This is a genomic window from Algibacter sp. L1A34 (genome assembly GCF_009796805.1).
Taxonomy (GTDB): domain Bacteria; phylum Bacteroidota; class Bacteroidia; order Flavobacteriales; family Flavobacteriaceae; genus Algibacter.
Window position 1 is genome coordinate 2,289,077 of record NZ_CP047029.1, and the last position, 15,244, is coordinate 2,304,320.

General features: G+C 33.3%; 13 protein-coding genes and 1 tRNA gene. 8 read left to right on the forward strand and 6 right to left on the reverse strand.

The annotated features are described in order from the left end of the window. Nucleotides 1-53: 53 nt before the first annotated feature. A complete protein-coding gene (locus GQR97_RS09915) occupies nt 54-2,312 on the forward strand; it encodes a M1 family metallopeptidase (RefSeq protein WP_158847933.1) in 2,259 nt (752 codons plus the stop codon). Nucleotides 2,313-2,437: 125 nt separating this feature from the next. Further along, nucleotides 2,438-2,725 (forward strand): twin-arginine translocase TatA/TatE family subunit, encoded by a 288-nt coding sequence (locus tag GQR97_RS09920; protein ID WP_158847935.1) that lies wholly within the window; start codon nt 2,438-2,440, stop codon nt 2,723-2,725. 2 nt (nt 2,726-2,727) lie between these two features. Here the strand turns inward: GQR97_RS09920 and GQR97_RS09925 are convergent, their stop codons facing one another. Both GQR97_RS09925 and pckA read right to left on the reverse strand, forming a co-directional pair. Then, nucleotides 2,728-3,405, reverse strand: coding sequence for a DUF2490 domain-containing protein (locus tag GQR97_RS09925; RefSeq protein WP_158847937.1), 678 nt, complete (start codon nt 3,403-3,405; stop codon nt 2,728-2,730). 139 nt (nt 3,406-3,544) lie between these two features. Continuing rightward, entirely contained in the window at nt 3,545-5,158 is a 1,614-nt protein-coding gene (pckA, locus tag GQR97_RS09930; protein ID WP_158847939.1) for a phosphoenolpyruvate carboxykinase (ATP), read from the reverse strand. A 419-nt stretch (nt 5,159-5,577) separates the two neighbouring features. Here pckA and bshB1 point away from each other — a divergent pair, with 419 nt between their 5' ends. Together bshB1 and GQR97_RS09940 are read left to right on the forward strand one after the other, a co-directional pair. Continuing rightward, nucleotides 5,578-6,297 (forward strand): bacillithiol biosynthesis deacetylase BshB1, encoded by a 720-nt coding sequence (bshB1, locus tag GQR97_RS09935; protein ID WP_158847941.1) that lies wholly within the window; start codon nt 5,578-5,580, stop codon nt 6,295-6,297. Nucleotides 6,298-6,412: 115 nt separating this feature from the next. Beyond that, nucleotides 6,413-6,488: transfer RNA gene (locus GQR97_RS09940), tRNA-His, on the forward strand. Nucleotides 6,489-6,561: 73 nt separating this feature from the next. Here the strand turns inward: GQR97_RS09940 and GQR97_RS09945 are convergent. The 4 genes from GQR97_RS09945 to GQR97_RS09960 form a co-directional block, all read right to left on the reverse strand. Continuing rightward, nucleotides 6,562-6,963 carry a hypothetical protein gene (locus GQR97_RS09945; protein WP_158847943.1) on the reverse strand — a complete coding sequence of 134 codons (402 nt, stop codon included), beginning with the start codon at nt 6,961-6,963 and terminating at the stop codon, nt 6,562-6,564. A 26-nt stretch (nt 6,964-6,989) separates the two neighbouring features. Beyond that, nucleotides 6,990-7,994: a M28 family metallopeptidase gene (locus GQR97_RS09950; protein ID WP_158847945.1), complete on the reverse strand. Its 1,005-nt coding sequence runs from the start codon at nt 7,992-7,994 to the stop codon at nt 6,990-6,992. Between the two features lie 140 nt (nt 7,995-8,134). After that, entirely contained in the window at nt 8,135-8,644 is a 510-nt protein-coding gene (locus GQR97_RS09955; protein ID WP_199269929.1) for a hypothetical protein, read from the reverse strand. 57 nt (nt 8,645-8,701) lie between these two features. Continuing rightward, on the reverse strand, nt 8,702-9,466 hold the full coding sequence (locus GQR97_RS09960) for a DUF3108 domain-containing protein (RefSeq protein ID WP_158847947.1): 765 nt from the start codon (nt 9,464-9,466) through the stop codon (nt 8,702-8,704). Between the two features lie 169 nt (nt 9,467-9,635). Here GQR97_RS09960 and GQR97_RS09965 point away from each other — a divergent pair, with 169 nt between their 5' ends. The 4 genes from GQR97_RS09965 to GQR97_RS09980 all read left to right on the forward strand — a co-directional run bounded on the left by GQR97_RS09965 (nt 9,636) and on the right by GQR97_RS09980 (nt 15,215). Further along, nucleotides 9,636-9,974 carry a DUF4870 domain-containing protein gene (locus GQR97_RS09965; RefSeq protein ID WP_158847949.1) on the forward strand — a complete coding sequence of 113 codons (339 nt, stop codon included), beginning with the start codon at nt 9,636-9,638 and terminating at the stop codon, nt 9,972-9,974. A gap of 722 nt (nt 9,975-10,696) precedes the next feature. Then, nucleotides 10,697-12,655: a protein-disulfide reductase DsbD family protein gene (locus GQR97_RS09970; RefSeq protein WP_158847951.1), complete on the forward strand. Its 1,959-nt coding sequence runs from the start codon at nt 10,697-10,699 to the stop codon at nt 12,653-12,655. 3 nt (nt 12,656-12,658) lie between these two features. Then, entirely contained in the window at nt 12,659-13,660 is a 1,002-nt protein-coding gene (locus GQR97_RS09975) for a TlpA family protein disulfide reductase (RefSeq protein WP_158847953.1), read from the forward strand. Between the two features lie 52 nt (nt 13,661-13,712). Further along, nucleotides 13,713-15,215 (forward strand): aminotransferase class V-fold PLP-dependent enzyme, encoded by a 1,503-nt coding sequence (locus tag GQR97_RS09980; RefSeq protein WP_158847955.1) that lies wholly within the window; start codon nt 13,713-13,715, stop codon nt 15,213-15,215. Nucleotides 15,216-15,244 lie beyond the last annotated feature (29 nt).

Genomic DNA, 15,244 nt, shown 5'->3' on the forward strand with positions numbered 1-15,244 from the left:
TTAACTCTTTATAGCTGAAACTCGAAAATTTGTTAAATTTATTTACAGCTAAAATGAGAATCCTAAAGTATTGTTTCCTATCAATCATTTTTATTTCTACTAGTCTTTTTGCCCAAGAATCTTCAAAATCTAAACCACAAGGTCATACCGATCAAAATAAGTTTAGGCAAATGAAGGATGTATTGGCAACTCCAAATGAAACTAGAACAGCCTCTGGTGCGCCAGGCTACAAGTACACCCAACAACAAGTTGATTATGTAATGGATATTCGTTTAGACGAAAACACTAGTCAGATTTTTGGTGACGAAAAAATAACGTATCACAACAATTCAACAGATCATTTACAATATTTATGGATCCAACTCGATCAAAACATGCGAGCTCAAGATTCAAAAACACCAGATGTAAAAAAAGAAAGTTTTAAAGCACCTTTTAATGGAGCCAAATCTTTTACCAAAGCAAACTTAAAGAAAAACTTTGATGGTGGGTTTAATATACAATATGTAAAGAATGAGAACGGATCTGATTTGTCTTATACGATAAATCAAACCATGATGCGTATCAATCTTGCAAAACCATTAGCGCCAGGCGAGGAGTTTAAATTTCAAATTAAATGGTGGTATAATGTAAATAATCACGTTAAAGATGGCGGCCGTTCTGGTTACGAAGCATTTCCTGATGGAAACAATACATATGTTATTGCTCAGTTTTTTCCAAGATTATGTGTTTATAATAATGTTGAAGGTTGGCAAAACATGCAATTTTGGGGCAGAAGTGAATTTGCTTTAGAATTTGGAAATTACGATGTAAAGCTTACTGTTCCTGCAGATCATAAAATGGAAGCAACTGGCGAATTACAAAACCCGAAAGATGTTTTAACTAAAGAACAAATTAATCGTTTTGAGCAGGCTAAGAAATCGTTTAAAGACCCTGTGTTTATTGTAACGCAAGCCGAAGCTGAACAAGCAGAAAAACAACGTAGTACAGAATTAAAGACTTGGCATTTTAAAGCAGATAGAGTTAGAGATTTTGCTTTTGCAACCTCTAGAAAATTTCTTTGGGATGCTATGGCTGTAGATATTAATGGGCGTTCTGTAATGGCTATTTCTTTATATTCTAAAGAAGGAAACCCATTATGGGAAGAGCTTTCAACTCGTGTTGTGGCTAATACTTTAGAGGAATATTCTAAATTAACTTTCGATTATCCTTATAACAAAGCGGTTTCTGTACATGCAGAAATGGGAATGGAATACCCAATGATTTGTTTTAATTATGGGCGTCCAAATCCTGACGGAACGTATTCTGAAAGATTGAAGCGCGGAATGATTGGTGTTATTACACACGAAGTTGGGCATAACTTTTTCCCAATGATTGTAAATAGTGATGAGCGCCAATGGACTTGGATGGATGAGGGGTTAAACTCGTTTGTAGAAACATTAGCCGAACTTGATTTCGATCCAAATTATATTACTGGAAACTTACCAGAAGATCTAGTGCCTTACATGGGAGGCGATCAAAGTAATATTTCTCCAATTATGTCGCAAGGTGATTATGTACATCAATTTGGTCCAAATGCTTATGCAAAACCAGCAGCAGGACTTTATATGTTACGTCAAACCATTATGGGACCCGAATTATTCGATTATGCATTTAGAACCTATTCGCAACGTTGGATGTTTAAGCACCCAACTCCAGCAGATTTCTTTAGATCTATGGAAGATGCCTCTGCCATGGACTTAGATTGGTTTTGGAGAGGTTGGTTTTATACTACAGATTATACAGATATAGGTGTTAAAGATGTTAAGCAATTTTATTTAACAGATAAGCCTACGGAAAAGGCTAAGGAGAATGCTAAGCGTTATAACATGAATCTTAATGATTATAAAGGTAAATTAATTTATTATGCTGAAGCTGAAAATGGTGTTATACCAAAAGATGCTAAAAGTGCACAAGATTTCCCAGAACTTAATGCTTATTTAGGGTCTTTATCTTCAGAAGAAAAAGCACAGTTAAAAGAAGCGCCAAAATATTTTTACGAAGTTACTTTTGAAAAGCCAGGTGGGTTGGTAATGCCTATTATTTTAGAAATGACTTATGAAGATGGTACTAAAGAAAGAAAAACATATCCAGCAGAAATATGGAGATACAATGAGTTTGAAGTCTCTAAAGTATTTAAAACTGAAAAAGCAATAACTAGTTTTGTTATTGATCCAGATTTAGAAACTGCGGATGTTGATACATCTAACAATTCTTGGCCTAAAAAGACTGATAACGATGCGTTTAGTAAGTTTAAACAAAAAGTAAAGGGCTGATTGATAGCAATGAAATTCTTTACTATAGCCGACTTGAAAAAGTCGGCTTTTTTTATACTTTAAATTTTGCGTTAAACAAATTAAAAATTCTTTAATCTAATAAAACAAGTTACTATATTTGTAACGTGATACAACTAGCAACATTTTTATTTATAAGCGGAGCAGAAATAGGTTTCATTCTATTTATAGTAGTGATGGTTTTTGGTGCCGATAAAATACCCGAAATAGCCCGAGGTTTAGGGAAAGGTATGCGTACTCTAAAAGATGCAACCAATGATATTAAACACGAAATAACTAAAACTGCTGAAAAGAGTGGTATTGATACTAGTGTAACCGGTGATATTAAAAAGCAACTCGATCAAGTTAAAGACGATATCGAAGATTTTGCTGGTTCTGTTAAACGAAAATTATAAGGTTACTTTGTCTTTTTTCGTAAATCGGTTTTAATAAATAAACCGAGTTGTAATCTGTTAAAATTCGATTTGTTTATTTCATGATTTAAATAACCCAGTTGGATATTATTTGTTTTTGAAATATTAAACCCTAACGCCGCATAAAATCTATTTTCTGTAAATACTTCATCTTTAAGATTAGCAAAAACTTCATTTTTTACATTTAGAAATAGCGTCTTGTTTAAATTAATTTTAGTGCCTAAGCGGTATCTTAGCCTGTGTAATGTAGTGTGGGTATGTTTATAGTTTAGAAAACGATGTTCTAATCTTAGTCTATGAAATAGAGGGATTTTAAAAGTGTCTTGCTTGTAGCTAAGTTGTTCGTAAGGTCTGTTTTCATATAAATGACTTTCACCCGAAATAGTGTAGCTTCTATCAATATCTACATAGCAATATGATATGGTTAACGTTGTTTTTTTGTTTAAATAATAATTAGCTCCTAAGTAATAAAATAAGAGGTTCATATTATCGAATACTTCGAATGTACGAAACTCAGTTCCGGTTTTAATACTCCATTTGTCTGCAACTCTATGTGTAGCGTCAAACATATACCAAGCTCCTAATTTATCTTCTGGCGATGATTGAGAATAACTGTTAGAGATGAAAAGAATAAGCACTAATGTAGTTAATAAGTACTTCATGATTTGTTATTTTAGGTAGGTAATACGGTTAGGGATATTGGGTAATTATTTATGACTATAAATACCTATTTAGAAAAGTTATTAAAATACAAAAGGAGCTCTGTTATGAGCTCCTTTTATTGCTATTAAGAATTCTTAATTAAAAGCTTTCGTGTAAGTGATGGTGTTCATCAATTAGTGGTCCACCTTCAATAATTTGCTCTGAAGCTTGTGCTGAGAATTTTTCAAAATTCAAGTGGAATGAGTGAGCTAATTGAATTGCTTTCCCTACATAATCACCTTTTTTCAACCAAGTATTCATTGGGTCTAAAATTTCTGTTGGTACACCTGGACAGTATTTAGGCATGTGTAATCCGAAAATAAAGTTTTGATCGTAATCAACACCTTCTAACTCTCCGTTTAGAATGGCTGTAATCATTGCTCTTGTATATTTTAATTTTATACGAGATCCTACACCGTAAGGTCCTGCACTCCATCCTGTGTTTATTAACCAAACATTTACACCAGCTTCAGTCATTTTTTTACTTAACATTTCACCGTAAACTGTTGGGTGTAATGGCATAAATGGTTCTCCAAAACAAGCAGAGAAAGATGGTACTGGTTCTGTAATTCCAGCTTCTGTTCCTGCAACTTTAGCAGTATAACCAGAGATAAAGTGGTAAGCAGCTTGGCCAGGAGTTAATTTAGATACTGGAGGTAATACACCAAAAGCATCACAAGTTAAAAAGAAAATATTTTTTGGGTTGTTTGCGTAAAGTGTTTCTTGGATATTATCGATATGATAAATAGGGTAACTTACACGTGTATTTTGAGTAATGCTACTATCTAAATAATCTGGTTGTCCGTCTTCTTTAATTAAAATGTTTTCAAGTAAAGCACCTGGTTTAACAGCTCTAAAGATGTCTGGTTCTTTTTCTTCAGATAAATCGATAACTTTTGCATAACATCCACCTTCAAAGTTGAAAATTGTGTTATCTGCAGTCCAACCGTGTTCATCATCACCAATTAATTTTCTTTCTGGATCTGCTGAAAGTGTTGTTTTTCCTGTTCCTGATAATCCGAAGAAAATAGCAGTATCACCTTTTTTACCTACGTTAGCAGAGCAGTGCATTGGTAATACATTTTTTTCTACTGGTAAAACCATGTTTAAAGCAGAGAAGATACCTTTTTTAATTTCTCCTGTATAAGCAGATCCACCAATTAAAGCTATTTTTTTAGTAAAGTTTATAATTGAGAAGTTCCCTTGACGGATACCGTATGCTTTTGGATCTGGACATTCATAACCAGGAGCACAAAGTACTAACCAATCTTCGCTAAAGTTTTCTAATTCGCTAGGACTAGGACGTAAAAACATATTGAAAACAAACATGCTTGACCAAGAATATTCAGTTATTGTTCTAATATTTGTTCTATATTCTGGTTCTGCACATACATAACCATCTCTTGCGTATATTTCTTTTCCAGAAAGGTATTTTGTAACTTCTTTTTCTAATTTATCAAAATTCTCTGGAGATACAGCTTTATTTGTTTTTCCCCACCAAACTCTTTCAGCAGTATAGTCATCTTTTACAATAAAACGATCTTGAGGAGAACGTCCTGTAAATTTACCTGTATTAACTACTAAAGTTCCGTTTGCAGTTTCTTTACCTTGACCAGCATCAACTGTTATTTTTTGAAGTACTTCTGGAGATAAATTCCAGTTTACTTTTGCATTTTCAATACCGTACTGTTTTAAATCAGGATTTGTTTTCATGTCTTCTGTTGTTTTTAATTTACTTAATTTAAAATTTTTAATAATATTTATTATTTTATTATGGCCATGTTATTGGCACTCGTATTTATGTTGTTGAATCCACTTAGAGTTAATGTTGTTAAAATGAAAAAGATTAAGTGAATCATAATTTATAATTGTTTGTTAGTTTAGCACTTTAAATGTTGTGTTTTTATTATATGGTAAAATTACAGTAGAACTAGAAAAGTAATTATGACGAAAGTCATACTTTCGATTTACAAGCTATTTTTTCATTATTATTATATTTGCACCTTATTAAGTGTAAAAAATATTTACGAATACGTTTGCGTTATTAAGAGTATTGCGATATTTAAGATTTTTCGTAAGGTATTATGATTATGCATGTTGAAAAGTTATTTAAAAATTAAAAAGAAGTAGAAATGAAATTAGATATTCTAGCCATTGGAGCACATCCAGATGATGTGGAGTTAGGTTGTGGTGGTACTATTGCAAAAGAAATTGAAAACGGTAAGAAGGTTGGTATTGTAGATTTAACGCAAGGAGAATTAGGAACACGAGGTACTGCAGAAACGAGGTTTGAAGAAGCAAGTGAGGCAGCAAAAATACTTGGTATTGCAGTTCGTGAGAATTTAGGCTTTGCCGATGGTTTCTTTATTAATAATAAGGAACATCAATTAGAGGTTATAAAAATGATACGTAAGTATCAACCAGAAATTATACTCTGTAATGCAATTGATGATCGACATATTGATCATGGAAAAGGGAGTAAGTTAGTAAGTGATGCTTGCTTTTTAAGCGGACTTATTAAAATAGAAACAGTAGATGATAAAGGAGAGCTTCAGGCGCCATGGAGACCAAAGCAAGTATATCATTATATACAATGGAAAAACCTTGAGCCCGACTTTGTAGTAGACATCTCTACTGTAATCGATAAAAAAATGGAATCGGTGTTAGCATATAAAACACAGTTTTACGATCCAGACAGCAAAGCACCTGTAACACCAATATCTAGTAAAAACTTCACGGATAGCGTAGTTTATCGTGCACAAGACTTAGGGCGATTGGTAGGTGTAAGATATGCCGAAGGTTTTAATGTGGAACGTTTGCCTGTGGTTGGTAGTTTGTTCGATTTAAAGTAGTTACAACAGTGGAATAAAATATTTTTAAATTTTTGAATAAAATGTTTAAAAAGTCTTTGTAGATAACGTTGAAATATTCTACATTTGCACACGCATTACAAAATGCAAGTTACATGGTGGTTGTAGCTCAGTTGGTTAGAGCATTGGTTTGTGGTACCAAGGGTCGCCGGTTCGAATCCGGTCTTCCACCCAAAAAGTAAAAGCCTTTCAAGAAATTGAAAGGCTTTTTTTGTGGATGTAAGTTAAGATTAGTCTATCTATTGTTTATTCCTCATTTAATTGAAACGCAACATGTTTTTCAGTTTCAGTTTGCTTAAAGCTAAACCACGGCGCTCTAAACTCAGAAGTTTCAACTAAATACTTGAAATTTTGAAAAGGTTTGCTGTTGCGCAACGCACGCTCTAGCTCTTGTTTTAATGTGTTCTCAGGGAGTTGTTGTGTAAATAATTCCATTATTTTGAAAGATTCAGAACTCTCTAGAGGTCTAATTTCTGTAAAATCTTCTTCTGTAGGCGCTTTAAATTCGTCATCATCAAAATCATCAAAACCATCCAGAAAATTTGGAATTGCTATTACTTCTTTAGTTTTAAAGTTATAATAGCAGGTACAGCCGCAGTTTAAGTCTTCTGCTATTTCTTTAATTATGGATTTATCTATGGTAGCCAATTTTCAATTTTTTTATCAGGTTCTTATTAATCAAGTTTTAAACGTTCTTCGCGATTGGCAATTTCCCAAGCGGTATAAAATATAAGTCTAGCACGAGTCTCTAATAAATCATATCTAATTTTATCTGGCGTATCGCTAGGTTTATGGTAATCGGCATGCGTACCGTTAAAATAAAATATTACAGGAATATTGTTTTTAGCAAAGTTGTAATGATCCGATCTGTAATAGAAGCGGTTCGGGTCGTTTTCGTCGTTATAAGTATAATCGAAATCTAATTTTGTATATTCTTTATTTACAGCTTCAGAGATATCGTGCAATTCTTTACTCAATTTGTCTGCTCCAATTAAATAGAGGTAGTTCTCGTTGTTTTCATGCTTTGGATCTACACGACCAATCATATCAATATTTAAATCGGCTACAGTGTTCGCTAATGGGAAAACAGGATCTTCGTCGGCATAATAACGAGAGCCGTAAAGTCCAATTTCTTCACCAGTAACGTGTAAAAATAAAATAGAACGTTTTGGTCCAAAACCTTTATCGGCAGCTTGCTTAAATGCTTCAGCAATTTCCATGACAGCAACAGTTCCAGAACCATCATCATCGGCACCATTGTTAATCTCACCACTTCCAGAAATACCAATGTGATCTAGATGCGCCGAAATAATAACAATTTCATCTGGCTTTTCAGAACCTTTAATGTAGGCTAAAACGTTTTCCGAAGCTTTAATACCATCTTTAAAGAAGGAAGCCGGGATTTCTTGAAAGTAATCACCACCTGCAATTGGCGAAGGAATACCATTAGCAATGTAACCTTGCTTAATAAACTCAATCGCTTTTTTTTGCCCAGGTTCGCCAGTTTTTCTACCTTCAAACTCATCCGAGGCATAAGTATAAAGCATCTCTTTTAATTCGTCAGCAGTTATTGTTTTTGCAAAAGTTTCAGCATTAACAGCTGTTTTAGATTTGTTTTGAGAGCTACTACAAGCTATTAGTGAGAATGCCACTAAACATAGCGGAAGTAATTTTTTCATAAAAAAGAGGTTTTAACCGCTAAGATATTACAAAATTAAAAATCCACATAGTTCATGCTAAATAATTTAGCATAAAGCCGTTAATATAGTTTTGTTTAAAATAAGGTAGAATATTCCCGTTCTAGAAGGAGAATTACTTTTTAAAATTCGATATCTTCTAAGTCAGACTCGTCTATTTCAATATCTTCTTCAAGAATCTCTAAGTCTGGTTCGCTAATTTCTAGTTGCTCTGTTTTAATGTCTAATTGAGAATCTTCAATTTCTAATGCATCAATTCCCAATTCCGACTCATCGAATTCCAATTCAGCATCATCAAATTCTAAATCCTCAATTTCTAGGTCTTCCAAATCGTCCATGGCCTCTTCTTCAGATTCAATTTCTTTAGCATCTATAACTTCTGTACTTGCTACTTCCGTGGCTGTAAAAACAGATTTATAGGTTACAATAGCCAAAGCAGCAATAGTTAATAAAAACGAAAACTGAATAATTTTTTTAACTTCGCCCGATTTTTTAGATAAGTAAAAAGCAATTAATCCAAAAATAAGTGCTGCTACAGCGGGAATAATAGCTAAGTTAGAAATAGGTAATACCGAAAAAATGATAGCAAAAACCGACGCTATTATGGCAAGTATGGTGAAAATTTTTTTCATGAGTCTGTAATTTTAATGTTTCTAGTAATCAAAAAAGCAAGCTATTAAAAAATAGGTTTAGTTTCTTAAACCCGAAGCCGATTTTATTTTTAGCTCTCCATTTCCAACAGGAATTTTAAATTTACCATAAACCGGAATTTTGTTTTCGTCTGCAGTTAACCATAAAAAGTTACTCGATCCTTGTAAACCACTAGCGCTACCCGCACCAATAGATAATTTATAACATTCTTTACTACCAATAGCAGTCGAGATTGTTTCTTTACCCATATAAGTAATCTTACCGTTAAATTCTTTTCTATCAAAAACAATATTTAAGCTTTTGCTGCTACCTTTACTCATGCTATCATAATCAAACAACCTGATGTAGTATAAAGCCGAAACAATATCTTTAGTCCCTTTACTAATCGAAACCGTTTTGTTTTCTACGTAATTATTTTTCTTTGTTTGTACCGTTTTAACCGTACTTGTCTTGTGGCTAAACGTATATTTCATGGCTTTATAATAACCGCCTTCGTTAATATCACGTTTATATAAATAAGGTGTTAACGTTTTTGGGCTCACATAGCTCTCGTATAAATCTCTGATTTTAAAAAAGTTATCCCATTTGCTGTAGGTTAAAGCAGTAATTTTTAAGCGCATTAATGTCGCTTTAGATGTGTTTACTTTAGAGGTTTGCATGGTAACCTGAGCAATATCGTTTAAAATGCCCGACATGTTGTAAGATGCCGTATAAACTAATTTTTCATCAGTAGAAATCGCATTATTCTGTGCCTGTAAAGCAACCGAAAAAAATAAAGCTATAAGTAAGGTAAAACGCATCATATGTGTTTTTGTTTTTATGTTATAACGTCGCATAAATCATTTATTGTGCCAAAAATACAACAAGCAAAATATTATTGGGCATTTAATTTATAAATAATTAAGCACTATGTCTGTAACAAATTAAACACTTAAGCGTCATATAAGTACATCAATCAAAACACACAAAACCATGAGAAAAGATAATCAATTATTAGTCATCACCCATTTAAGTCAATTAATATGTTTAGTAACAGGCTTTGGTAGCTTATTACTCCCATTAATACTATGGCTCACAAACAAAGAGAAAGTAGAGCAAATGGATACCCAGGGAAAAAACATAATCAACTTTCAGCTCAGTCTAATCATCTGGTGCATAATATGTGTACCCTTTATATTGTTGTTTGGATTAGGCTTATTAGGCTTCGTTGCATTAGGAGTTATTTCAATCATTTTACCCATTGTAAACGCTATAAAAGCAAGCCGTGGAGAAAACCCAACATACCCATTAACATTTAATATTATCTCTTAATTTTATTGGTTAATATAATTCGAGATAGTCAAAACGTTCACTTTTTAGTGGGCGTTTTTTTTGTTTTGGGCGTTACCCTATCGGGTCAGGCTTTACGTTACAAGTCCTCGCGCCCCGATTTCATCAGGGGCGCTGTGGGCTTTTCTCTGCAATCCTTAACGCGGGCGTATGGTTAAGGTGTTTTATTTAAATAAATGAATAGGTTTAAAATTTCAGGTTCGTTGTTTTCTTTTTAATACAATTTCAAATTATCACAAATCTATTTGGATCATCAATAAAAGCAAGAGGTGTTAAAGTTTTATAATCTATTATTCTTCATTTAAAATATGTTGTAAATTTCAACCAAAATTCAATTTCGAAAGGAATAGTATAACCTAAACATAAAATTTTAACATAATTTTAATAAGGGGATTTGCCTATTTTTTGGTCTATATAGAATGAAAGTCATTTAGTAAAGCTCTCACGATAGATCTAAAAAGCATACGTCTTAAGCTAAATTTTGTTTAAATATAATTAAGAGTTACACTACAGTTAATTAGCAAAAGGCACTGGTTTTATAAGGGGTTGTGTAGCATAATTCTTTTTTATTTTATAATTAAAAGCGTTTTTTTGCAGTTTAAAACACGAGCGTAGCAAACCGAAATAAATGTTTAATATTGGGGCTTTTTTGAAAGAAATATAAAAACTAGAGACTATTAGATAATTAATAATAAATTTGAGGAATGAAGAAAGTAATTTTATTTTTAGCACTAATATCCGTTTTGGTTGGGCAAGCACAGGTTCTAGACCCGGTGAAATGGACAACTTCTGTTAAAAAATTATCGGATACCGAATATCAATTAATTTCCAAAGCAACAATAGACTCTGGATGGCATTTATATTCTCAAGACGTACCTCAAGATGGTCCAATTCCAACAACGTTTACTTATGATGATAGTGAAGGTCAATTCAAAATTGTTGGAAACACATCAGAAGAAGAAGGACACACCATTGACGATCCTGTTTTTGAAATGGAAATTAAATTCTTTGAAAAATCGGCCACTTTCAAGCAAAAAGTAACCGTTACAGAAGGTGTTTCAACAATAAATGCTTTTGTCGAGTTTATGGTTTGCGACGATTCGCGTTGTTTACCACCAACCGAAGTAGATTTAACTTTTAAAATATCAGAAGATAACGCAGCAGCAATAACAGCAGAAAAAGTCCAGGATAATGCTATAAAATCTACCGAGTCAAGTTCTAAAAAAGGACTTTGGGGTATCTTTTTTATCGCTTTTTTATCTGGTTTTGCAGCTTTATTAACGCCATGTGTTTTCCCAATGATCCCGATGACGGTGAGTTTCTTTACCAAACAAAGTAAAAACAAAGCGGTTGGTATTAAAAACGCTATTATTTATGGTATTTGTATTATCGTAATTTATGTTTTATTAGGAACGGCAGTAACCGGAATATTTGGTGCCGATGCTTTAAATGCACTAGCAACCAACGTATGGTTCAATATTATATTTTTCATATTATTAGTTGTATTTGCAACTTCGTTTTTAGGAGCTTTCGAAATTATGTTACCAAATTCTTGGGCTAATAAAGTAGATTCTCAAGCCGATCGTGGTGGATTAATCGGTATCTTTTTTATGGCGCTAGCTTTGGCTATAGTCTCTTTTTCTTGTACTGGCCCAATTGTAGGGACATTGTTAGTAGAATCCGCATCTAAAGGAGGTTTAGCACCAATAGTAGGTATGTTTGGTTTTTCATTAGCGATTGCTTTACCTTTTGCTTTATTTGCAGCATTTCCGGGTTGGTTAAATTCTTTACCAAAATCGGGAGGATGGTTAAATACGGTAAAAGTAGTTCTAGGCTTTTTAGAATTAGCTTTAGCTTTTAAATTTTTATCGCAAGCCGATTTAGTTTTACAAGGTCATTTGCTAGAACGAGAGGTCTTTATCGCGATTTGGATTGCTATTTTTGGAACATTAGCCTTATATCTTTTCGGGAAAATTCAATTACCTCACGATTCGCCATTACCTCATATTTCGGTAGGTAGATTAAGTTTAGGTTTAGTAGTTTTAACATTCACTATTTATATGATTCCTGGACTTTGGGGTGCACCATTAAATTTAATAAGCGCTTTCCCGCCACCACAAGATTATAGCGAGTCGCCTTATGGTGTTGGATTCACAAAACTAGGAGAAGGCTCAGGTTCTTTAGATGCTCATGCCGATATACCAGATGGAGCTCATTTATTAGCACCACATGATATTTTAGCTTTTAATGATTACGATAAAGGTTTGGCTTACGCTAAAAAAATAGGAAAGCCAGTTATGGTCGATTTTACAGGTTGGGCTTGTGTGAACTGTCGAAAAATGGAACAAAATGTTTGGCCAAAGCCAGAGGTTTTAAGGATTTTAAAAAATGATGTGGTTTTAATATCCTTGTATGTGGATGATAAACGCCCACTTGAGGCTGGAGAGGTTGTAGATTCAAAATTAAAGCCAGGTAAAAAATTAAAATATATTGGTCAGAAATGGAGTGAACTTCAAACTATAAAATACAAAGCCAATACGCAACCATTTTATGTGCTAATGGATCATAACGAAGAGAATTTATTAGATCCAGTAAGTTATACACCAGATGTAGAAGAGTATCACAATTGGTTAGAAACAGGAATTTCAAAATTTAAAAAATAACAGATGAAGCATTTTATTTATTTATTATTGGTAGGATTAGTATTTACAGCGTGTAAAGAAGAAGCACCAAAAGATTATGTTACGTTTTCGGGAACGATTACAAATCAGAATTCCGATTCTCTATTTGTAAGAAGCAGGACAGTTTCAAAAGTAATAAAGGTTAAACCTGATGGAACATTTTCGGATACTTTAAAAGTAGAACCAGGTGTTTTTCTAATGTATGATGGTGCAGAGCAAGCTCGTCTATATTTAAAAAACGGATACGATTTAAAGATGAAGCTAGATACTAAATCTTTCGATGAAACAATAGCTTTTGAAGGTACAGGAGCCGAGGCTAGTAATTATTTAGCAAAAAAGGCTTTGTTAATGGAAGAGGTTTTCGATATAGAAACACTATTTGAATTAGATCAAGCTGCTTTTAATGAAGAAGTGAAAAAGAGTAATAAAACATTTAAAGATTTACTTGATAATGCTGGCGATTTAGATTCTTTATTTATTGTAAGCGAAGAAAAAGAAGCGGTTGGGTTACAAAATCAGCTCCAGGAAATGTACGCACAAAAACAGCAATCCTCTGCTCTTAACGGAACGGAATCTCCTAAATTTGTGGATTACGAAAATTATAATGGTGGAAATACATCTTTAGACGATTTAAAAGGAAAGTATGTTTATATTGATGTTTGGGCTACTTGGTGCGGACCATGTTTGGCAGAAATACCATCTCTAAAAGCTGTTGAAAAAGAATATCACGGTAAAAATATTCAGTTTGTAAGTATTTCGGTAGACGATCAGAACGCGCATGCTAAATGGCGTACTATGATTGAAGAAAAAGAATTAGGAGGCGTACAATTGTTTGCTAAAGAAGATCGCTCTTTTGTTACAGCTTATAATGTAACTGGTATTCCAAGATTTATTCTAATCGATCCAGAAGGTAATATTGTAAAAGCAGATGCGCCAAGACCATCTAGCCCACAATTAAAGACCTTACTAGAATCTTTGGCTATATAAACTTTTGAAGTTTAAAAAAAAATCAATGTAAATCATTTTTAAATTCTCAATAATGGATGTCTTAAAAAGTATTTTTAAATCTAAGGATGAAAGTAATAACTTGGAACATTATTTTGAGCAGTTTAGAAATAATGTTGTAGGTGTCGATCTTTATTTTGAGTCGCCATATGGTAAGAAAAAGATAATTTATGCCGATTGGACAGCAAGCGGACGTTTATATCGCCCAATTGAAGATAAACTTTTAAAGGATATAGGTCCTTATGTGGCTAATACACATACAGAAACTTCCATAACTGGTAGCGTGATGACGCATGCGTATCACAAGGCTAGAGCAATTATAAAGGAGCATGTTAATGCCTCTAAAGATGATGTTTTAATCACGGTTGGTACGGGGATGACAGGTGCTATCAATAAGTTTCAGCGTATTTTGGGTATCAAATTGAATGAAAATTTAAAAGATAGCACAGAGGTTCCAGATGAAAAACGACCAATAATTTTTGTGTCGCACATGGAGCATCATTCCAATCAAACATCATGGTTAGAAACTATTGCATGCGTAAAAGTGATTCCATCTAATGCCAATGGATTACCCTGTTTAGAGGGGTTAAAGAAATTATTGGTGGAGTACAATCATGTTCCCGTAAAAATTGCCGCTATTACTGGTTGTTCTAACGTAACAGGAATCCGAACACCATATTATGATGTTGCTAAAATCATGCACCAAAATAATGGTTTATGTTTTGTTGATTTTGCATGTTCGGCACCTTATGTGCATATTGATATGCACCCCGAAGATGAAGAACAATATTTGGATGCTATTACCTTTTCTCCTCATAAATTTTTAGGAGGCCCAGGAACTTCAGGCGTGTTAGTTTTTAATAAAAAATTATATAAAAATTTAGTGCCAGATAATCCTGGTGGAGGTACAGTGAGTTATACCAATCCATGGGGCGATCACGATTATATAGATGATATTGAAACTCGTGAAGACGGCGGAACGCCCGGTTTTTTGCAAACTATAAAAATTGCTTTTTCTATTCAGTTGAAAGAAAAAATGGGTATTCAGAATCTTTTAGATAGGGAGCATGAACTTAACTCTATAATTTTCGATAAACTTCGAGCCATTGAAAATCTTAAAATTTTAGCACCAGAGCATACAGATAGGTTAGGAGTGTTTTCATTTTATATTGAAAAAGCTCATTATAATTTAGTTGTGAAACTTTTAAACGATCGTTTTGGTGTGCAAACTAGAGGTGGTTGTTCTTGCGCTGGTACTTATGGACATTATTTATTAAATGTTGATGAGAATACTTCTAAATCGATTGAAGTAAAGATACTTGAAGGTTGTTTAATAGAGCGTCCGGGGTGGATTAGAATGTCTATTCATCCAACTTTTACAAATGCTGAGGTTGAGTTTATTTGCGAGGCTATAAGTCAAGTTGCCAAAAATCACGAGGCTTGGGGAAAAGAGTACGAGTATAACGCCATTAAAAATGAATTTATACATAACGAAAAACCAAATACTGAAAAAAATATTATGAAAAATTGGTTTTAGATAATCAGTAAATATTTAGAATTATATAA